Raw genomic sequence first — 19,030 nt, 5'->3', positions numbered from 1 at the left:
ATAAGGGTTATGACTCTGAATCCTTGAGAGAACAGATAGAAAAAACGGGAACTCAAGCTAATATTCCCAAGAAATCCAATACACTTTCAAATAATGATCATGTGGATTGGTATTTTTATAAAATCAGACATTTAATTGAGAATGCTTTTGCTAGATTAAAGCAATTTAGAGGAATTGCCACACGCTATGACAAGCTAAAGCAAAGCTATGAAAATTCTGTTGCCTTAGCTTGTATCTTTATTTGGCTACCATTATGAAATGTCAACAGACCCTAGTCTTTGGTCTAAAAATAAAGAAAAACAAGATTTCTCTATACGAAATATAAGGTTTTTTGCTGAAAACTAAACTCATGAATAATGAGTAATAACCATGAAAAATTATTCATAAAACAAGAACGAATGATGAAAGGATATCAGTGATGACGCAAAAAGCTTCAGTGATGGTGGCTGAGCAGGTACAAGCTCAGCCAGAGAAAATATGGAAAACCGCTTTTATTTTATGTTTTTTTATTCTGCTTGCCGACGGGATTGATCTGGCTTTTCTCGCCTACAGCCTGACCAGTATTAAAGCAGAATTTAACCTTACTACTGTTCAGGCCGGTGCGCTGGGCAGCTGGAGTCTGGTGGGTGGTGTAATTGGCGGTCTGATTGGCGGATGGGCCTGTGACCGATTTGGCCGGGTTAAAGTTATTGTATTTTATATGATTCTGGCCTCAAGTTTGTCCTGTACCTTGGGTTTTGTCGATTCCTATTATCAGTTTCTGATTGTGCGGAGTATTGCAGCCATTGGCCTTGGCTCACTTTATATTGCCTGTAATACCTTAATGTCCGAGTATGTGCCGACCAAATATCGAACTACGGTACTTGCGGCTTTAATGACCGGTTTTACCTTGGGTTCATTATGTGCCACTTTGCTGGCCGGCTGGATTATTCCTGAGTATGGCTGGCGTATGCTGTACTGGATTACGATTTTCCCTATTTTTCTTGCCTTTTTAATGTACTTTCTGGTGCCGGAGCCTGAATCCTGGTTACGTTCTCGTGAGCTCAAGCGTCAGGAAGCTTTACATAGCAAAGTGAAAATCAAAAAACAGAATCCTTATCTGGTCATCTTAAAAGACAAAAAACATCGCTGGATGTTTATGCTGTGGATTTTAAGTGCCGGTGCCCTGCAGTTTGGTTATGCCGGTTTAAGTAACTGGCTTCCGGCATACCTGGAGTCTGATCTTGGCATCAGTTTTAAAGAAATGACCGGTTATATGGTCGGCACATTTTTAATCATGATTTTTGCCAAAGTGGTGGCCGGCATTCTGGCAGACCGTTTTGGCCGCCGTGCGTTATTTGCCTTTGGCACCATGGGAACGGCATTATTTTTGCCGGTCATTATCTACTTTAATACCCCCACCAATATTTTATATTTGATGCTGATGTTTGGCTTTCTCTATGGCATGCCTTTTGCCATTAATGCCACCTATATGACTGAAAGTTTTCCGACCTCCATTCGCGGTACGGCAGTCGGTGGTGCATTTAATATTGGCCGAATTGGTGCGGTATTTGCGCCCTTAACCATTGGTTATTTTGCCCAAGGCGGTTCTATTGGAACGGGCTTACTGATTATGGCTGCGGCCTATTTTATCTGCGGTCTGATACCTGCGCTATTTATTAAAGATCGTTTATACGATCCGCAAAAGGCCAATTAAACATATTAAAAAACCAGTCTGATGACTGGTTTTTTTATAGCTCACATACGCCATTTAAACAGCATTCTGCTGAGGATTCTCAATATAGTGAAAGTGATAGCCACTGCGCATAAACTGCCGGTTCTTGTCTCTAAAAGAATGAGCAAAGTCTGGCCAGATTAAGGTCAGTTTGCGGCTGACCGGATCAAGATACCAGCTTTTACAGCCTTCCGACAGCCAGACACTGCCCTGAGACAGCTGCTGTAATTGCTCCATATAGGCATCTTCTGCGGCCTGATCTGCTTCAAACACCTGAATCTGTTCCTGTTCAAAAAATTGCAGTGCATCCAGCACCAGATCAAACTGCACTTCCAGAAAATACAAGGCAGAATTATGCCCACTGCCGGTATTCGGTCCATTTAAAATAAACAGATTGGGGAAGTTATGTACTGTGGTCGACTGATAACCCTGCATGCCACTTGACCACTGCTGTTCCAGACTTAAGCCATGTTTACCCAGCACTTTTGCTGCATACGGTGGCCGTGCCGCTTCAAAACCGGTGGCGAAAATAATTACATCGGCTGGGAAATATTGTCCTGACTGGCTGATCACGCCTTCTGGTGTGACTTCTGCCAGCGCGGAATCTTCCAGCGTGACATGCGGCTGTAAAAAAGTTGGATAATAGGTATTTGATAATAAAACCCGCTTACAGCCCGGCTCATAATGTGGTGTCAGTTTACGCTGTAATTCAGCATCATCAATCTGCTGTTTTAGAAACTGTAAGCAGGATTTTTTGACCCGCTGAATATGACTTTTTAAATTACGGCGCTGGGCAAAATTAAACTCATTATCCCAGAACAAGGAATGGCGTAAAGCCGCCATACTTTCCGGATCTTTACGAAACAGCTGTTTTTCCGTTTCGCTATAAGGCCGGTCCGGTCGCGGTAAAATATAGGGTGCACTGCGCTGCAACACGGTTAGGTTTTTGGCAAGTTTCGCCACTTCCGGCACCAGCTGAATTGCTGATGCGCCGGAACCGACCACCACCACGTGTTGATCAGCCAAATCAACCTGATGATTCCAGCGTGCAGAATGCATCACCTGCCCCTGAAATTGAGCCAAACCGGGAATATCCGGGAGATGCTCATCGGCCAGATGCCCTGTGGCGGTAATTAAAAACTCGGCCTGATACGCTCCTTGTGAAGTCTGAATTTCCCAGATTCTTTGTGCTGTATTCCAGTGGGCTTTTTCCAGTGCTGTATTAAAATCAATATACGGGCGGATTTGCTCCTGATCACAACATTGAACCAGATAACGCTGGATTTCTGCTCCTTGCGGAAAAATACGCGACCAGTACGGATTTTTAATAAAAGAAAAAGAATACAGATGCGACGGCACATCACAAGCCACACCCGGATAGGTATTATCCCGCCAGGTTCCACCGACTTCTGTTGCCCGTTCAATGATTTTAAAATCATCGATGCCCTGTTGTTTGAGCCGAATGGCCATGCCCAAGCCACCAAAACCGCTACCGACAATTAAAATTTTGCTACGCTGTACATGAGCTTGCATGCTGCTTCTCCTTTAAGGTGCAAATCGCTGGATTTTCTGGTTAATCGGATATTGCTCGGGATGCTGATTAAACTGGTTAATCAGCTGCACAATCTCCGCCGGTGCTTTTATATGCAAGGCATGTCCGGAATGAATTTCGACATAACGGCTGCGTTCAATCGAGGCAAACAGTAACTTGGCTTGAGCCAAAGGAATCATGCGGTCTTCATGACAGGCCACAATTAAGGTATCTGCGGTAATATCAGCCAGAATATTGCTGATATCGAGGTGATAGTTCATTTCACGCTGTCTGGCTGCATCAGCAGAGGGCGTAACAAAGCGTGCCAGCTCCAGAACCTGCTGTTCAGTGCGTAAAGACAGGTAGTGATCACTGTATAAACAGTAATTTACAAAATGTGGCAATGCCTTGGACTGTTCGTTAAATAACTGCTGCCAGATGGTATTGCGCAGTTGCTGCACCGAACTGGTTTTGACCCATCCTGCCAATAAAATCAGCTGTGAAATTCGTTGTTGTAACTTGGCCGCGACCTGGGCGGCAATCACAGCACCCAAAGAATAACCGACCACGGTAATCGGTTCATTCTCCGCCACCGCATGCTGAATTAAGGCCTCTACCTGCTCGCTAAAATCTGTCAGCTTTAAATCCGCTTTCTCTGGTGTATAAAGGTCAATCGAGAGCACGCGCTGATGAATGCCCAGCATCGGGAAAATATAATTAAAATGTTTTTGGGTATTACCACCCGTACCATGAATCAGAATGATGGTTGGATGTACGGAGGACTGGCCGACTTCATGATAGGTCAGCTGGGTACTCGCATAGGGAAACTGTTGTGAACGTGCGTCTAATTCCATATAGACTCCTGATCTTGTTATTTTATCTGCAATTGATCTGGTAAAATTCTACTTGTGATGCTCTTCAAGCAATGAAACCTGAACTATTTTTGCTATAGAGAACAGGCTTAAAAAAATACACCCACAGTAGGCTCTCTCTGTGGGTGCAAAAGCGGATTAATCAAATTTAAATTCTTCTGGCGTCAGCAGGAACAGGCTTGCTCCACCGGCCTGAATATTGGCGCGATGCGTACAGGTTCTTGGCAAAATACGTTCAAAGTAGAATTGAGCCGTTTTTACTTTAGCTGCATAGTACGGATCGCTTTGTCCTTCATCGACGCGTTGTTGTGCCACAACCGCCATCTTGAGCCAGAGATACGCAAACACCACATAGCCTGAGAAATATAAATAATCAACAGAGGCTGCACCAATTTCATTGGCAGATTGTTGTGCCTGCGTCTGGATCAGTTGAGTCAGCTCCAGCCATTGCTGGGTCAGCTCACCTACCTGCTGTGCATAGCCTGCAAATTGAGGATGGGCCTGTTGCTCTTTAATATAGGCCTGAATTTCATCAGTTAATGCTGTTAATAAGCTGAGTTTTGAACCTAGAACCTTACGCGCCAACAGGTCAATCGACTGGATTTCCGTGGTGCCTTCATATAAACAGGCAATACGCGCATCACGGGCAATTTGCTCCATGCCATGCTCGGCAATATAACCATGACCACCAAAGACCTGCATACCATGTTTGGCGGCTTCCAGTCCGGTTTCTGTCATTAAAGCCTTGGCAATTGGAGTTAATAAAGCCAGACGGTCATCTGCGGCTTTTTTCTCGGCTGCATCTTCAGTCGCTTCAGCAATATCTGCATAAGTGGCTAAGTAGTAAGCCAATGCACGCGAACCTTCAGCAAAGACTTTCTGCGTCAGCAGCATATTACGTACTGCCGGATGCACGATAATTGGATCTGCTGGCAGGTTTGGCGCTTTTGCACCTTCCAGTGAACGCATGGCCAGACGGTCTTTGGCATAGGCCAAGGCACCCTGATAAGAAGATTCAGCTGCCGCCAGACCTTGAATGGCGGTACCAATACGTGCAGAGTTCATAAAGGTGAACATGCAGTTTAGGCCACGGTTTTCAGGACCAATCAGGAAACCTTTGGCATTTTCAAAGTTAAGGACACAGGTGGCATTGCCATGAATACCCATTTTATGTTCGATAGAACTACACACTACGCCATTACGTTCTGCGACATTGCCGTCTTCATCTAAATTAAATTTAGGTACGATAAAGAGTGAAATGCCTTTGGTGCCCGCCGGTGCATCCGGTAAGCGTGCCAAAACGATATGCACAATATTTTCAGCCAGGTCATGTTCACCTGCCGAAATAAAGATTTTTTCACCGCTGATGCTATAGCTGCCATCGGCATTTGGAACCGCTTTGGTACGAATCAGGCCCAAATCTGAACCAGCATGTGATTCGGTCAGACACATGGTACCGGTCCAGCGCCCTGCAATCAGTGGCACCAGGAATTTCTGTTTTTGTTCGTCATTGCCATGATGTTCCAAGGTACGCATTGCACCATGTGACAGGCCCGGATACATGCCCCATGACCAGTTGGTGGCCGTAATAATTTCAGAAATAGCAATCCGGTACAGTGTCGGGAAACCTTGACCACCGTAGTTTTCATCACCGGTTAATGAGGTAAAGCCCAGTTCAACATATTTATTATAGGCTTCTTTAAAGCCATCTGGTGTGGTCACGACACCATTTTCTAAACGACAGCCTTGCTGGTCGCCTGTGGCATTAATAGGTAAAAGCTCGTTCTGGCAGAAATCAGCAGCAACTTCTAAATATTGCTCCATAATATCCATAGAGACTTTGTCTTCAAATTTTGCATACCCCTGATATTTTTGTTCAACATCCAGCAAATCTTTCAGCACAAACTTCATATCTTTTAATGGTGCAATATAATTTCTCATCGTAATTCCCTTGTATGAGTCCTGTTTATGGTATTTATGAGTTAATATTTCATAATACGAAACTATGTTTTAAATCCACTATAATATAATTTGAAAGCTAAAATCTAGTCATGACACAAAAATTCGATTTTTAATTTAATTTTGCCCATAAAAAAATGCCATTCACTGCTGAATGGCATCTTCATTTCTAGCGTACCCTATTGCAGATTTAAACCTGAATCAGCCCTGCCAGACGCTGCTGAATAATCTGTTCGGCATCCTGAATCATCCGCTGAATCAAGTCATCACAACTTGGAATATCATGAATCAGTCCTAAAACCTGCCCGGCGGTAATCAGGCCGGCATCCACATCACCTGTTTCCAAGGCCAGCTTGCCTTTTAAACCACTGACATAAGGGCGGATGTGTTCAAACTCCAGATTCGGGTCCTGACTCATCTGTACCACCAGGTCAGAAACCGAGTTTTTCGCGACCCGTGCGGTATTTCTAAATTGCCGATAGAGTAAATTCGTTGCCCGTTCATCATTGTTTAAATAAAACTGTTTGATGTTGTCATGAATCGGCGCTTCCTGCGTGGCACAAAAACGGGTGCCCATATTAATGCCTTCTGCTCCAAGCGCCAGTGCGGCCACTAAACCGCGACCATCGCCAAAGCCACCGCTGGCAATAATTGGCACCGTGAGCTGATCAGCCGCGGCCGGAATCAGGATTAATCCTGGAATATCGTCTTCACCCGGATGTCCGGCACATTCAAAACCATCAATGGAAATAATATCGGCACCAATTTTCTGTGCTGATAAGGCATGGCGTACCGAGGTACATTTATGAATGACGGTAATACCGTGTTGCTTGAACACTTCAATGTGCTCATGTGGCTTATTGCCTGCAGTTTCGACAATCTTGATGCCACTGTCAATAATTGCCTGCCGATATTCCGCATACGGCGGCGGATTGACTGCGGGCAGCAAGGTTAGGTTGACGGCAAAAGGCTGATCGGTCATTTCCCGGCACCGGGCAATTTCTTGGGCCAAGGCTTCAGGGCTTGGCTGGGTCAAGGCAGTCAGGGTGCCCAATCCGCCGGCATTGGAAACGGCACTGGCCATTTCTGCGGTACCGACCCACATCATACCGCCCTGAATAATCGGGTGGCGGATGCCCAGCATCTGGGTTACACGGGTTTGAATGCTCATGAATACTCTCCTTAGCGGCCAATAAATTGTGCCGGGCGTTTTTCCACAAAGGCCCGTACGCCTTCTTTATAGTCCTGACTGTTTAAGGCCAGATATTGCAGGTTTTGCTCCAGTTCCAGCTGCTGGCTCAGGCTATGCTCAGCACTGCGTTGCAAGGACTGTTTAATTAATGCCAGTGCATAGGTCGGCTGCTTGGCCAGTTGCTGGGCGACTTCAACAATATAATCGTCAAATTCCTGATCGGGTACGGCTTTCCAGATCATGCCCATAATAGCCGCTTCAACAGCAGATACCGGCTCACCCAAGAGCATTAATGCAGCCGCGCGTGCATGACCAATCAGGCGTGGTAACATCCAGGTCCCACCGGCATCTGGAATTAAGCCAATTTTGCAAAAAGCCTGAATAAATTGGGCACTTTCTTTGGCAATCACCAGATCACAGGCTAAAGCGATATTAGCGCCTGCACCAGCAGCCACCCCATTCACTGCTGCAATCACCGGTTTTGGACTATGCCGGATCAGCTCAACCAAAGGATTATAATATTTGGCCAGTGAGCCTTCTGAGGGTAAAGGAATGTGTGCCAGTTGTCCGGAGCGTTCTTTTAAATCCTGCCCGGCAGAGAAAGCTCGGCCATTGCCACGAATGACAATGACCCGGACTGCTGCATCTTGGCTCCAGTCTTTGAGCGCATGTTGAACTTCCTGATGCATTGTCACATTAAAACTGTTTAAACAGTCTGGACGATTGAACCTCAGTATCGCCACGCCCTGGCTCAATTCGGTTTGAATGGTTGTGAACATCTTTAATATCCTTTTTTATTCTTCTGGTTTTATCCTAATAACCTTTGGTCAGATCGACCTGATTACATAACGGCAAATTGGCCTGTATGCGGCGGTCATTTTCCAGAATCTGCTCGACTACCACCGACATCGGAGCATGCGAGGCAATGTGTGGTGTGACCACAATCTTGTCATGCTGCCAGAATGGATGATCTGCGGCCAACGGTTCTTCATCAAATACATCGACAATTGCACCGCGTAAATGCCCAGAATCCAGCGCTTTGAGCAGGTCCTGCTCGACCAGATGCTGACCACGGCCGACCTGAATCAAGACGGCCTGCTCTGGTAACTGCTGAAACAAGGCTTCCGATAAAATAGCGGTATTGTCTGCGGTTAAGGGCATTAAATTAATCAGAATCTGACTCTGAGCTAAAAACTCTGCCAGTTGCTCGGTCCCGACATAGCTTTTTACCTGGGCTAAATCTTTGACCGAATTGGACCAGCCAGAAACCTGATAACCCATGGCAGCAAAGCGCTCTGCCACATAGCCGCCCATGTGTCCCAGCCCCATAATCCCAATCTGGATATGATGGCTATAACTCTGACGATGCTGTTTCCAGATCTGCTGCTGTTGCTGCTGCAACATCCGGTCGAAATAACGCTGATAATACAGCACACCCCAAAGCAAATAATCGAACATACCTTTTTGATGATGCTCATCTAAGACCCGGCATACGAATTGCTCTGCACTCACTTCATTCAAGTTCAGATGTTCAACCCCGGCCGCAATCGAATGAATCACTTGCAATTTGGGCAGAGTTTGCAAGTATGGCATATCGGGAAACCAGCATGCGGCTGTGGTGGCCTCTTTGGCTTCAGGACTTTGTGCAACACAAAAACTGTTTGGAGGAGCGTATTTTTCAAATACTTTAACCAGAATCTTCTGGATATCGGGAAGCGTACTGGAAATGACAATCATGCGCTGTACTCCGCCTGTTGATGCTCAATCAGCGACAAGGCCGCCAGCCAGGCACGCTGTAAAATCGGCTCAACCAGTGGACTGGCAAACTGTTTGGCGGTTTTAACACAAACCTCTTCACTTGGATAATGCAATTCTGCACCGCCACTCAGCGCCTTGATTTGCGCCTGACAAGCCCGCTCCAGAAAATAAATTTCATGAAAAGCGCGTGCAATCGATTCGCCAGCCACCAGCAGACCATGGTTGCGTAAAATCATGGCACGATGTCCGGCCAAATCTGCAATCAAGCGTTCCTGCTCATCGGTAGACAATGCCACGCCTTCATACTCGTGATAAGCCAAATACTGATAGAACTTCAAGGCATGCTGCGAAATAGGCAATAAACCGTGTTTCTGGGCTGACACGGCAATTCCATCTGCGGTATGGGTATGAATGACACAATTCAGATGCGGATGCGCTGCATGAATTGCAGAATGAATTACAAAACCCGCCATATTGACCGGTTTTTCCTGTTCATAGCTTTCTACCACTGCTCCGGCATGATTAATCTTGACCAGGGTGGAGGCCTGCATTTTTTCAAAGGCCACACCATACTGGTTAATCAAAAAACAGTCGGGCTGATCGGGCAGCCGTAAACTGATATGGGTGTCAATTAAATCGGTCATTTTGTAATGCGCAATGATGCGATACAGTGCCGCCAGCTCACATCGGGCTTGCCATTCGGCAGCTGTGACAAGGTTTTTTATTGTCATCGTTCCATCCTGGAATATATAGCATTATGTTCACTTTCATGTTATATCATACTTTTAATAAAACAGAATATTATTTCATATAGCGAAATAATAAATAAGAAGGAGCCTGTATGTCGACATCACAAATGAATGGACTCGCGTATTTAACCGCTATCAAGAATGGTGAAATTGCCAGCTCACCCATGAGTGAAATTATTCCCATGCGTCTGACCGTCGTACGTGAAAATTATGTGGAATATGAGGTACGACCAGATCATCGCCATTTCAATTTACAAGGCGGTATTCATGGCGGTTTTTGTGCCACCGTGCTGGACAGTACTACGGGTGCTGCTGTACACACCACTGTCGATGCCGGGGTCAGTTTTTCAACGATTGATTTAAACGTAAAAATGCTCAAAGCCATGCAAAGTGGCGAAACCTATACCGCCATTGGTGAAGTGATTCGCGTCGGCCGTAACGTACTGACTTCAGAAGGTCGTATTGTCGATCAAGATGGTAAAGTCTATGCCTTTGGTTCGGCCACTTTACTGGTGACCAAGCGCGCTTGATTCCGACCAGAACTAGCCTATCCCTGCATCTGCGGGGATTTTTTATGGCTAAATATTTAACAAAAAAATGCCATGCATATTAGATATGCATGGCATTTAATTTCGACTTAAACCAGTTTAGGCTGCTTCAGGGTTTTCAATGACCATTGCAAGACCTTGACCCAAGCCAATACACAGGCTGATCACGGCATATTTTTTACCTGTGCGCTGTAATTGACGTGCAACGGTCAAGGCTAAACGTGCACCAGAACAACCCAGTGGATGGCCAATCGCAATCGCACCACCATTTGGATTGACCCGCGGATCATCAAAGGCCACATCCAGACCTTTTAAGCAGGACAATACCTGGCTGGCAAACGCTTCGTTAATCTCGATAATATCCATATCATCTAGGGTTAAACCCGCGCGTTGTACTGCTTTTTTGATCGCTTCAATTGGCCCCGCACCCATGATGCGTGGCTCAATGCCGGCTGCTGCAGAAGACAGGATACGCGCCAAAGGTTTTAACCCATACTGTTCCTGAACTTTTTCACTGCCGATAATCAGTGCTGCAGCGCCGTCATTGATACCTGATGCATTCCCTGCTGTGACCACACCACCTTCAAATAGGGGTTTCAGCTTGGTTAATGCTTCAAATGTTGAAGATGCACGCGGATGTTCATCTTCAGTGATCTGTTTAGGCGGTAATTTACGCCCTTGTGAAACTTCAATTGGAGTAATTTCACCTTCAAAGAATCCTGCTTCTTTGGCTGCCTGATATTTTGCCTGTGATGCAGCGGCAAAGGTATCGGCCTGTTCACGGCTAATGCCAAATTCTTCCGCTACATTGTCACCGGTTTCTGGCATGCTGTGTGCGCCAAATTGAGCGGTAAATTTACGGTTCGGGAAACGGGTTCCGATGGTGGTGTCATACATTTTTGCATCACGCGAAAAGGCTGTTTCTGCTTTCGCCAATACAAAAGGTGCACGTGACATGCTTTCTACGCCACCAGCAATATAGACATCGCCTTCACCTGCGGTGATGGCACGTGCCGAATCAATCACGGCACCTAAACCAGATGCACATAAACGGTTTACGGTCTGGCCCGGTACAGTCACTGGCATACCGGCTAAAAGTGCGGCAAAACGTGCTACGTTACGGCTGTCTTCACCGGCCTGGTTGGTGCTACCGAAAATCACATCTTCGACATCGGCAGCTGGAATACCGGTTTTTTCCAGCAGGTTTTTAATCACGGTTGCAGCCAGATCATCTGGACGCACACTTGACAAACTGCCGGCATGACGACCGATTGGTGAACGTAAACCATCATAAATATATGCATTTAACATGAGTGTTATTCCCTTAACTTTAGATTAATTAGAACTATGAACAAGTGGCAGACCCAACTGGACGCGACGGCGTAACCATGGGCTTGGACGATAACGCTGATCGCGGGTAATATCGGTCATGCGATCCAGAATTTTCAGAATTTTTTCCGCGCCTAAAACATCGCCCCATTCAATTGGACCATGCGGATAACCCAGACCCAGTTTCACGGCGATATTAATATCTTCAACTGTGGCAACACCTTGCTGGGCAATATCACAGCCCAGGTTTACAATCATGGCCAACGCACGCTGCGCCACAAAACCGACACTTTCCTGAATAACGCTGGCTGTCACACCATCCAGATTAAAAATAGATTGCGCCGCCTGGGTCAGTTCAGCTTTGGTCACAAAAGTCGGCATTAAAGTGCGGTGTTTATTCAGGCCATAGAGCAGATCAATACACACCACCTGCTGTGGGGCAACGCCATAACGTACAGCCGCCGAAGTGGCATCTTCACCATAGGTGGCAATGAGCACCAGTGCATCTTGAGATGGCTGTTCAGACTGCTCCACCAGAATATTGAACTGTTGCAGATATTGCTCCAGCGCCTGACGGTCGTCGCTATATTCGGTGCCTAACCAGACCGATGGATATTGCGCCAGTTTTTCAGCCAGTACTGGTGCAACATCACCCTGTTTGCTGCCAGAAGTGTAGTCATAAAAACCTTTACCGGTTTTACGGCCCAGTTGCTTGGCAATAAAACGCTGACGGGTAATTACGCTTGGACGGTAACGTGCTTCTTCATAATACTGATGATAAATCGACTCACTGACCGGATGCGATACATCCATGCCGGTTAGATCGCCCAGCTCGAATGGTCCCATCTTAAAACCGATCCCATCACGGTAAATCCGGTCAATGTCATAAAATGGCGTGACATTTTCATTCAGGATAGCATAGGCTTCACTGCCAAAGGCACGGCCGGCATGGTTAATAATAAATCCTGGAGTATCTTTGGCTTTCACTGGACGATGGCCCATCTTGATCGAGAGTTGAGTCAAGGCATCCAGAATATCGGCACGGGTATTAAAGCCTTCAATCACTTCCACCACTTTCATTAGCGGTACCGGATTAAAGAAATGATAGCCTGCAATACGTTCTGGTTGACTGCAGTTGGCTGCAATGGCACTGATCGACAATGAAGACGTATTCGACGCCAGAATTGCTTCCGGTTTGACAATCGCTTCCAGTTGTTGCATCAGCTTCTGTTTGATTTCCAGATTTTCAATAATGGCCTCTACCACCAGATCACAATCTTTTAAATCTTCCAGTTGCTCGGCAATTGAAAGACGGGCAAGATCTTCAGCGGCTTTTTCATGACTGAATTTGCCTTTATCTGCCAGGGTATTCAGGGTTTTGGCCAGTTTTTCCTGAGCCTGCTCTGCAGCGCCAGCTTTGGCATCAAACAGGACCACATCATGGCCAGACTGAATGGCAATTTGGGCAATTCCGGCACCCATGGTACCGACACCAATAATCCCGATTTTCTGAATATGTACAGTCATGCTTATCGTCCCTGATAATTTGGTTTACGTTTTTCAATAAAGGCCTGCATGCCTTCTTTCTGGTCTTCAGAAGCAAACAGCATCTGGAATGATTTGCGTTCCAGGCTTAGCCCCGCATTCAACGGTACATCTTCTGCCAGTAAGGCCACTTCTTTAATCTGTTCCAGGGCAATTGGTGGCAGTTTTGCCAGACCTTCAGCCATCTTGATGGCCGTGGTAATGGTTTCGCTGTCTTCCGTCACTTGAGAGACCAGACCAATTTGATAGGCTTCTGGTGCCGGCACCAGACAGCCGGTCATGATGATGCGCATGGCATGGAATTTCCCCACGGCACGGAACAGGCGCTGTGTACCACCGGCGCCTGGCATGACCCCAACTTTGACTTCAGGCTGACCAAAGGTCGCGCTCTTGCCGGCAATAATAATATCGGCGTGCATGGCCAGTTCACAGCCACCACCTAAGGCATAACCATTAACCGCGGCAATGACCGGTTTGGCGCATTGTGCAATCGCCTGCCAGTAACGCTCAGTACGACGCTGCATCATTTGAATGGTTTCTGCATTGGCCAGCTCTTTCAGGTCGGCACCTGCAGCAAAATCCTGCTCTCCGCCGGTCAGTACAATGGCGCGAATATTGGCATCATCATTCAGTTGACGAAAAGCTTCAGCCAGTTTCTGGCGTACTTCAGTATTTAAGGCGTTTTTTGCTTCAGGTCGATGGATTTTCACCAGTGCGACATGAGCATTGATTTGTTCTACTTGAACGACCTGTTCCATGTAAATCTCCATTTATTTTGTATAGCGAAAATTTATTTTGTATAAAAATTAAGGTTTATTCCCCCGGAATGCAAGTTTTTTTGCGGATAAAGCGTAAAAAAGATATTTTTATTAAAAAATAGACAAAATATCTTGTTATAAACTGTGTTTTATGATTAATTGATTTCGTATAACGAAATTACACGAGATTATTTAATTTTTCTTGTAAATTTCAGCTTGTAGCTGGCTTAGCTTTCAATTGGCTTATTTATAAATAAGACATTGTTTTATATTGATTTAGTTTTTATATCCTGAAACCAGATCAAGATAAACAGAGCATTGAGGTTATAAGCTGGATGGAATTTTACAAGTGAATTGAACCATTCATGTAGAAGTAAGTGTTGAGAAACGAAATATTAGTTCATTTGAATAATAAGTATGTATCACAAATGACATAGTTGTTATTTAAATGACGCGATAGCAGACACAACAGGCTCAATCAGGATGTTTGAGCGGTGCTGTTAAAAGAACGTGTTCTCAAGCCCGAATAAATCAGAAGTCATGCATACATGACTTTGTTAGGCGGTAGCACAGGAGTGCTGCTTTATAAAGTAGAGGATATAACAATGACAACCGAAACAATCGAAACCAGAGAGAATAGGCAACCCATCTCTGCTGAGGAACCAATCAAGCAGGCACCCAAACGTCTGTGGGTTACAGCCTTTATCTTTGCGTTCCTGATCTTGCTTTGTGACGGTGCCGATATTGGTATTTTGGCCTTCAGTCTCACCAGTCTGAAAGCAGAATGGGGATTAACCTCAATGCAGGCCGGTGCTTTGGGGAGCTGGTCGTTATTTGGTATGGGGATTGGCGGATTTATTGGCGGCTGGGCCTGTGACCGCTTTGGCCGTGTCCGGGTAATTGTTGTAGCAACAATTTCCTTCTCCATTCTTTCGGCTTATTCAGGTTTTGCACAGTCTTATACTGAATTTGCAATTTTACGTACCCTCTCATGTTTAGGTTTGGGCTGTTTATATATTGCCTGTAATACCTTGATGTCAGAGTATGTTCCAACCAAATACCGTACTACGGTACTGGCTACCCTGATGACTGGTTTTACCCTGGGTTCACTGGTTATCACCATGCTGTCTGGCTGGATTATTCCTGAATTCGGCTGGCGTATGCTGTACTGGGTGACAATTGCCCCATTAGCTTTGGGTATTTTGATGCACTTCATGGTACCAGAGCCAGAGTCATGGAAACGTGTCCGTGAAATGAAAAGAACTGGTCAGATCGTGGATAATGATGCCAAAAAAGGCAATCCATATATCACCATTCTTAAAGATAAGACCCATGGCAAGATGTTCATCTTATGGTCTTTCAGCTCTTGTTTCCTGCTATTCGGTTATTTCGGTGTAAGTAACTGGTTACCAAGTTATCTTGAAGCTGAATTGGGCATTAAATTCAAGGAAATGGCGTTATACATGGTAGGTACCTTTATTACCATGATGTTTGCCAAAATCATTGCAGGTTATGTGGCTGATAAAATTGGTCGCCGTATTGTGTTTGCTTTCGGCACCATGGGAACAGCACTGTTTATTCCTGTCGTGGTGTATATGCACAATGCTGATAACATTGGTGTACTGATGCTGATCTTCGGCTTCCTGTACGGTATTCCATATGCGATTAATGCAACCTATCTAACTGAAAGTTTCCCAACTGGAGTTCGTGGTACAGCAGTTGGCGGTGCGTTCAATATTGGTCGTATCGGTGCAATCTTCGCTCCAATTACCATTGGTTATCTTGCGATGAATGGTTCGATCGGTACGGGTCTATTGGTGATGGGTGCAGCTTACTTCCTATGCGGTTTGATTCCTGCCCTGTTTATTAAGGACCGTTTATACGATCCACAAAAAGCTGAATAACTTTTAACTCAAGAGGGTGGTAAATTTACTGCCCTCCTTCATCCATATTTTTATGACTTTAAATATCGAATACATACCCTTTGACCTGAACAGGATGTTTCTTGGTTGAACGAGAATCGTATTCATCATTCAAAAGTCAGCATCTCTGCATTTAGCAATGAGAGCAATGACAAGGAAAGATTTTCCTTTTTAGATATCAGAAAATTTCTTTAGGGATTAAGAAATGAAAAAATTAGTTTTAGCGACATTATGTGGTATTGCTTCAGCACAGGCATTTTCAGCAGAAGCGTCTGAAGACCGGATGCAGTTTTTAGAATCACAGTTAAAGCAAATCCAGGCTGAACTGGAACAGCAAAAGGCTGCACAACTTGCGTTAAAGAACCAGCAGGAAGAAGCCAAAGCGCAAGACTCTAAAACTTTGAGTTCGATGGTGGATAATGTCGATGTTTATGGCTTGATCCGCTTTGATGGCGCAGTCGATTTCAAAAGTACCACTGAAGCTCGTGGCCGTACCATTAACCAGATTAATAAAGTGCCTTTCACTGAACCTGACTCTACCCGTTCAGATTTTACTGCAGCTGCCAGCCGAATTGGTTTCCTGGCGAAAGACTTGGGTGGAAACCCGAATGTTTCTGCACGTTTAGAAGCTGACTTCTGGACCAATAATGGTAAAGGCGATGGTGGACTACGTATTCGTCATGCACATTTAAAATACTATAACTGGACTTTTGGTCAGGCCTGGTCATTGATGTCGACACCGGAAATTAGTACTGAAGCTGTCGACTACAGTTTATTGCTGGGTGGATCAGTCCTACGTACGCCTCAAGTCAGCTATGCTTTCAAACTTGATCCGGAAAATACCTGGAATGTAGGTCTGGAGTATATGGCCGGTGGCGATCGCTCTTCTGCCTTGCCTGCTTTAACCACTAAATATGTTCATCAATCAGGTCCGCTGCATTTATTGGCTCAAGGCTTTGTCAATCAAAAGCAGGCACAAACTGATACAGGTGATATTGAAAAAGTTGGTTGGGGTGTAGGCCTTGGTGGACGTTACCGTTTTAATGATCAGAACTCGATCCAAGGTAACTATTTCCATATGGTCGGCGACCAGCGTATTGCAGCTTTCTTGACTCAAGGTTCAACCACCGACGGTGCTGCCTGGGGTGGAGATTACTCAGTTGATCCAATCAATAATGAACTTTTGCTCAATGAGTTTAATAGTTTAAGTATCGGCTTTACGCATAAATTCACGCCGAAACTACGTAGTAGCATCAATGCCAGCGTTGTTGATTTTGATGATTCCAGCGACTATGCACGCGCGAATCCTAAGACCAATAAACGTTTAACTGACTATGTAGCAAACGTGATCTACTCTCCTGTTCCAAAGATTAATCTCGGTGCAGAGTACCATCACGGTAAACGTGAAACTTTTGATAATAGAGAAGCGGATGTTTCACGTATCAACCTCTCTGCCAACTATAGTTTTTAAAGCTTCAGGAGACAAGGATGTCAGCCCAAGGGCAAATTTCACGCCGTTTCATGTTCATGATGGCAATGACCTGCGCACTCTGCGCAGGTTGTAACTATTTTAACCAGCCCTTGATTTATTCTATCGCAGAGGATCTGCAAATCAGTGTAGCTCAGTCTGGCTGGACTGTGGTTTTAACCCAGATTGGCTATGCCACCGGGTTATTTTTGTTTGTGCCTCTAGGCGATTTATTTGAAAAACGTCTCTACATTTGTAGCCTCATGCTATGTACCGGTCTGGCATTGATCGGGCTTTCTGCCAGTACTAATCTGCATATGCTGTATGGTTTTACCCTGCTCGCCTCTTTCTGTTCGATTACCACCCAGATTCTGATTCCTTTTGCCGCTAACCTGTCTCAACGAGAAAAAAGTGCTGAAGTGGTCGGTCTGCTGATGAGTGGTGTTCTAGTCGGTATTCTATTTGCCCGAACTGTATCAGGACTGATTTCTACCTTATGGTCCTGGCATGCCGTTTACCTATTGAGTGGCTGTTCTATTCTCTTATTGAGTATCGCTATGTGGTATCAGTTACCTAAAGCGAAAAGTCAGTTACAGATGAGCATCTTGCAGATTTATCGTTCATTATTTACCTTTGCCAAGACTGAACCGATGTTGATGCGCCGCAGCTTAATTGGTGGTTTGGCTTTTGGGATGCTCAGTATTATTTTTACCACCATGACCTTTATTCTGGCGGAAGCCCCCTACCATTTTAATGATTTTGAGATTGGGTTGATGGGGATTGTGGGCGTGGTCGGAATCTGGTCATCTCAATGGACCGGGAAGATGATTGGCCGCCACCGGGAAAAATGGCTGGCGCAGCTGGCAACCAGCGGGCTAATTTTAGCCTGGATTCCCCTGTTTTTTGCCCAAGACCGTTTAGAGCTGTATATTTTAGGCTTGATTATTGCCTATTTTGGTATTTCATCTTTACACGTATTAAACCAGAATCTGGTGTATCGCCTTTCAGTTCAAGCGCGTTCGCGTATTAATGCCATTTATATGACCTGCTATTTTTCCGGTGCTGGCTTGGGCGCATTTTTATCTTTAAATTTATGGAAGATGTATGGCTGGTCGGCTTGTGTGCTGTTGGGATGTGCCTTCGCCCTCCTGATTTTTGCGGTAAACCGCTATGATTTAAGCCGGGAAAAGAATTTAATTAATATTCAGCCACAACCCTAATCCAGACCGTCTAGTCATTCTATCCTTTATACATCGGCTTTAGGACTGATCTTTTCAGACTGCTGTTTTGCGCTTAGCAAGACCGAAGTCTGAACTACTTTAAAGTCGATTCCTAAATAAAAGCTTCACCTCTTAGCGCTTTCACCGCCTCATTTCACCCGCGGAAACGAGATGATCTGGAATCATATCTTTAGGTTTTAAAACTCATGGCACTGGTTTTAGGATTTTTATGGTTAATCTTTTAAAACTTGAGCCCAGCAAGAGTCCTTTTGTCCTAGCTTTGATTTCTGCTCGCAATACTAAAATAAGAAATGCAATGTAGAGAATAAAACAAAAAATTTCTCTCCCTTGGTCGGAAATGAGCAGTGCTGCGACCAAGAAAGAAGGTGTGATCCATCTTCTTCCTGAGCCAGAACTGGGGCAAGAGATGGCGTTTTTAATCTTCTTTTAAATATGAATAAAACG

Annotated in this window: 16 protein-coding genes; 6 read left to right on the top strand and 10 right to left on the bottom strand. The window is 45.1% G+C overall.

Going from position 1 to position 19,030, the window contains the following annotated elements; all coding sequences use genetic code 11:
• Both FTT68_RS11020 and FTT68_RS11015 read left to right on the top strand, forming a co-directional pair.
• Positions 1-257: transposase (locus FTT68_RS11020; RefSeq protein WP_180175348.1), on the top strand; the 257-nt coding region annotated here is incomplete at its 5' end.
• Positions 258-418: 161 nt separating this feature from the next.
• Entirely contained in the window at positions 419-1,696 is a 1,278-nt protein-coding gene (locus tag FTT68_RS11015) for an MFS transporter (RefSeq protein WP_168398499.1), read from the top strand.
• Between the two features lie 54 nt (positions 1,697-1,750).
• Here the strand turns inward: FTT68_RS11015 and FTT68_RS11010 are convergent, their stop codons facing one another.
• From FTT68_RS11010 to FTT68_RS10980, 7 genes are all read right to left on the bottom strand, one after another.
• Positions 1,751-3,247, bottom strand: a complete 1,497-nt coding sequence (locus FTT68_RS11010; protein ID WP_180006495.1) for an NAD(P)/FAD-dependent oxidoreductase — start codon at positions 3,245-3,247, stop codon at positions 1,751-1,753.
• A gap of 12 nt (positions 3,248-3,259) precedes the next feature.
• On the bottom strand, positions 3,260-4,099 hold the full coding sequence (locus FTT68_RS11005) for an alpha/beta fold hydrolase (protein WP_180175347.1): 840 nt from the start codon (positions 4,097-4,099) through the stop codon (positions 3,260-3,262).
• Between the two features lie 156 nt (positions 4,100-4,255).
• Positions 4,256-6,058, bottom strand: a complete 1,803-nt coding sequence (locus FTT68_RS11000) for an acyl-CoA dehydrogenase C-terminal domain-containing protein (RefSeq protein ID WP_104489414.1) — start codon at positions 6,056-6,058, stop codon at positions 4,256-4,258.
• 208 nt (positions 6,059-6,266) lie between these two features.
• Positions 6,267-7,247, bottom strand: coding sequence for a nitronate monooxygenase family protein (locus FTT68_RS10995; RefSeq protein WP_005177998.1), 981 nt, complete (start codon positions 7,245-7,247; stop codon positions 6,267-6,269).
• Positions 7,248-7,258: 11 nt separating this feature from the next.
• A complete protein-coding gene (locus FTT68_RS10990) occupies positions 7,259-8,047 on the bottom strand; it encodes an enoyl-CoA hydratase-related protein (protein ID WP_104491837.1) in 789 nt (262 codons plus the stop codon).
• Positions 8,048-8,081: 34 nt separating this feature from the next.
• Positions 8,082-9,005: a glyoxylate/hydroxypyruvate reductase A gene (locus tag FTT68_RS10985; protein ID WP_005178003.1), complete on the bottom strand. Its 924-nt coding sequence runs from the start codon at positions 9,003-9,005 to the stop codon at positions 8,082-8,084.
• Complete coding sequence (locus FTT68_RS10980) at positions 9,002-9,757, bottom strand: class II aldolase/adducin family protein (protein ID WP_104491841.1); 756 nt, start codon at positions 9,755-9,757, stop codon at positions 9,002-9,004. The genes FTT68_RS10985 and FTT68_RS10980 overlap by 4 nt, the downstream gene beginning before the upstream one ends.
• A 110-nt stretch (positions 9,758-9,867) precedes the next feature.
• Between FTT68_RS10980 and FTT68_RS10975 the strand changes: the two genes are divergently transcribed.
• Complete coding sequence (locus FTT68_RS10975) at positions 9,868-10,305, top strand: PaaI family thioesterase (RefSeq protein ID WP_104473214.1); 438 nt, start codon at positions 9,868-9,870, stop codon at positions 10,303-10,305.
• 117 nt (positions 10,306-10,422) lie between these two features.
• On the opposite strand, the gene FTT68_RS10970 is transcribed toward FTT68_RS10975, so the two are convergent.
• Genes FTT68_RS10970 through FTT68_RS10960 form a run of 3 tightly spaced genes read right to left on the bottom strand, consistent with a single transcriptional unit; the run spans position 10,423 to position 13,955 of the window.
• A complete protein-coding gene (locus FTT68_RS10970; protein WP_180036350.1) occupies positions 10,423-11,634 on the bottom strand; it encodes a 3-oxoadipyl-CoA thiolase in 1,212 nt (403 codons plus the stop codon).
• A 24-nt stretch (positions 11,635-11,658) separates the two neighbouring features.
• Positions 11,659-13,179 carry a 3-hydroxyacyl-CoA dehydrogenase gene (locus FTT68_RS10965; RefSeq protein WP_104489418.1) on the bottom strand — a complete coding sequence of 507 codons (1,521 nt, stop codon included), beginning with the start codon at positions 13,177-13,179 and terminating at the stop codon, positions 11,659-11,661.
• 2 nt (positions 13,180-13,181) lie between these two features.
• On the bottom strand, positions 13,182-13,955 hold the full coding sequence (locus tag FTT68_RS10960; protein WP_180175346.1) for an enoyl-CoA hydratase: 774 nt from the start codon (positions 13,953-13,955) through the stop codon (positions 13,182-13,184).
• Positions 13,956-14,560: 605 nt separating this feature from the next.
• On the opposite strand from FTT68_RS10960, the gene FTT68_RS10955 reads away from it, so the two are divergent.
• The 3 genes from FTT68_RS10955 (at position 14,561) to FTT68_RS10945 (ending at position 18,565) form a co-directional block, all read left to right on the top strand.
• A complete protein-coding gene (locus FTT68_RS10955) occupies positions 14,561-15,859 on the top strand; it encodes an MFS transporter (RefSeq protein WP_180057636.1) in 1,299 nt (432 codons plus the stop codon).
• Between the two features lie 223 nt (positions 15,860-16,082).
• Positions 16,083-17,348, top strand: a complete 1,266-nt coding sequence (locus tag FTT68_RS10950) for a DcaP family trimeric outer membrane transporter (RefSeq protein WP_180036351.1) — start codon at positions 16,083-16,085, stop codon at positions 17,346-17,348.
• 17 nt (positions 17,349-17,365) lie between these two features.
• Positions 17,366-18,565, top strand: a complete 1,200-nt coding sequence (locus FTT68_RS10945; RefSeq protein ID WP_180057633.1) for an MFS transporter — start codon at positions 17,366-17,368, stop codon at positions 18,563-18,565.
• Positions 18,566-19,030: the final 465 nt, after the last annotated feature.

It is taken from the genome of Acinetobacter sp. Q85-2 (genome assembly GCF_013420555.1).
Lineage (GTDB): Bacteria > Pseudomonadota > Gammaproteobacteria > Pseudomonadales > Moraxellaceae > Acinetobacter > Acinetobacter indicus.
Note: the sequence above shows the minus strand (reverse complement) of the source record. Positions and strands in the feature narration are given on the sequence as shown.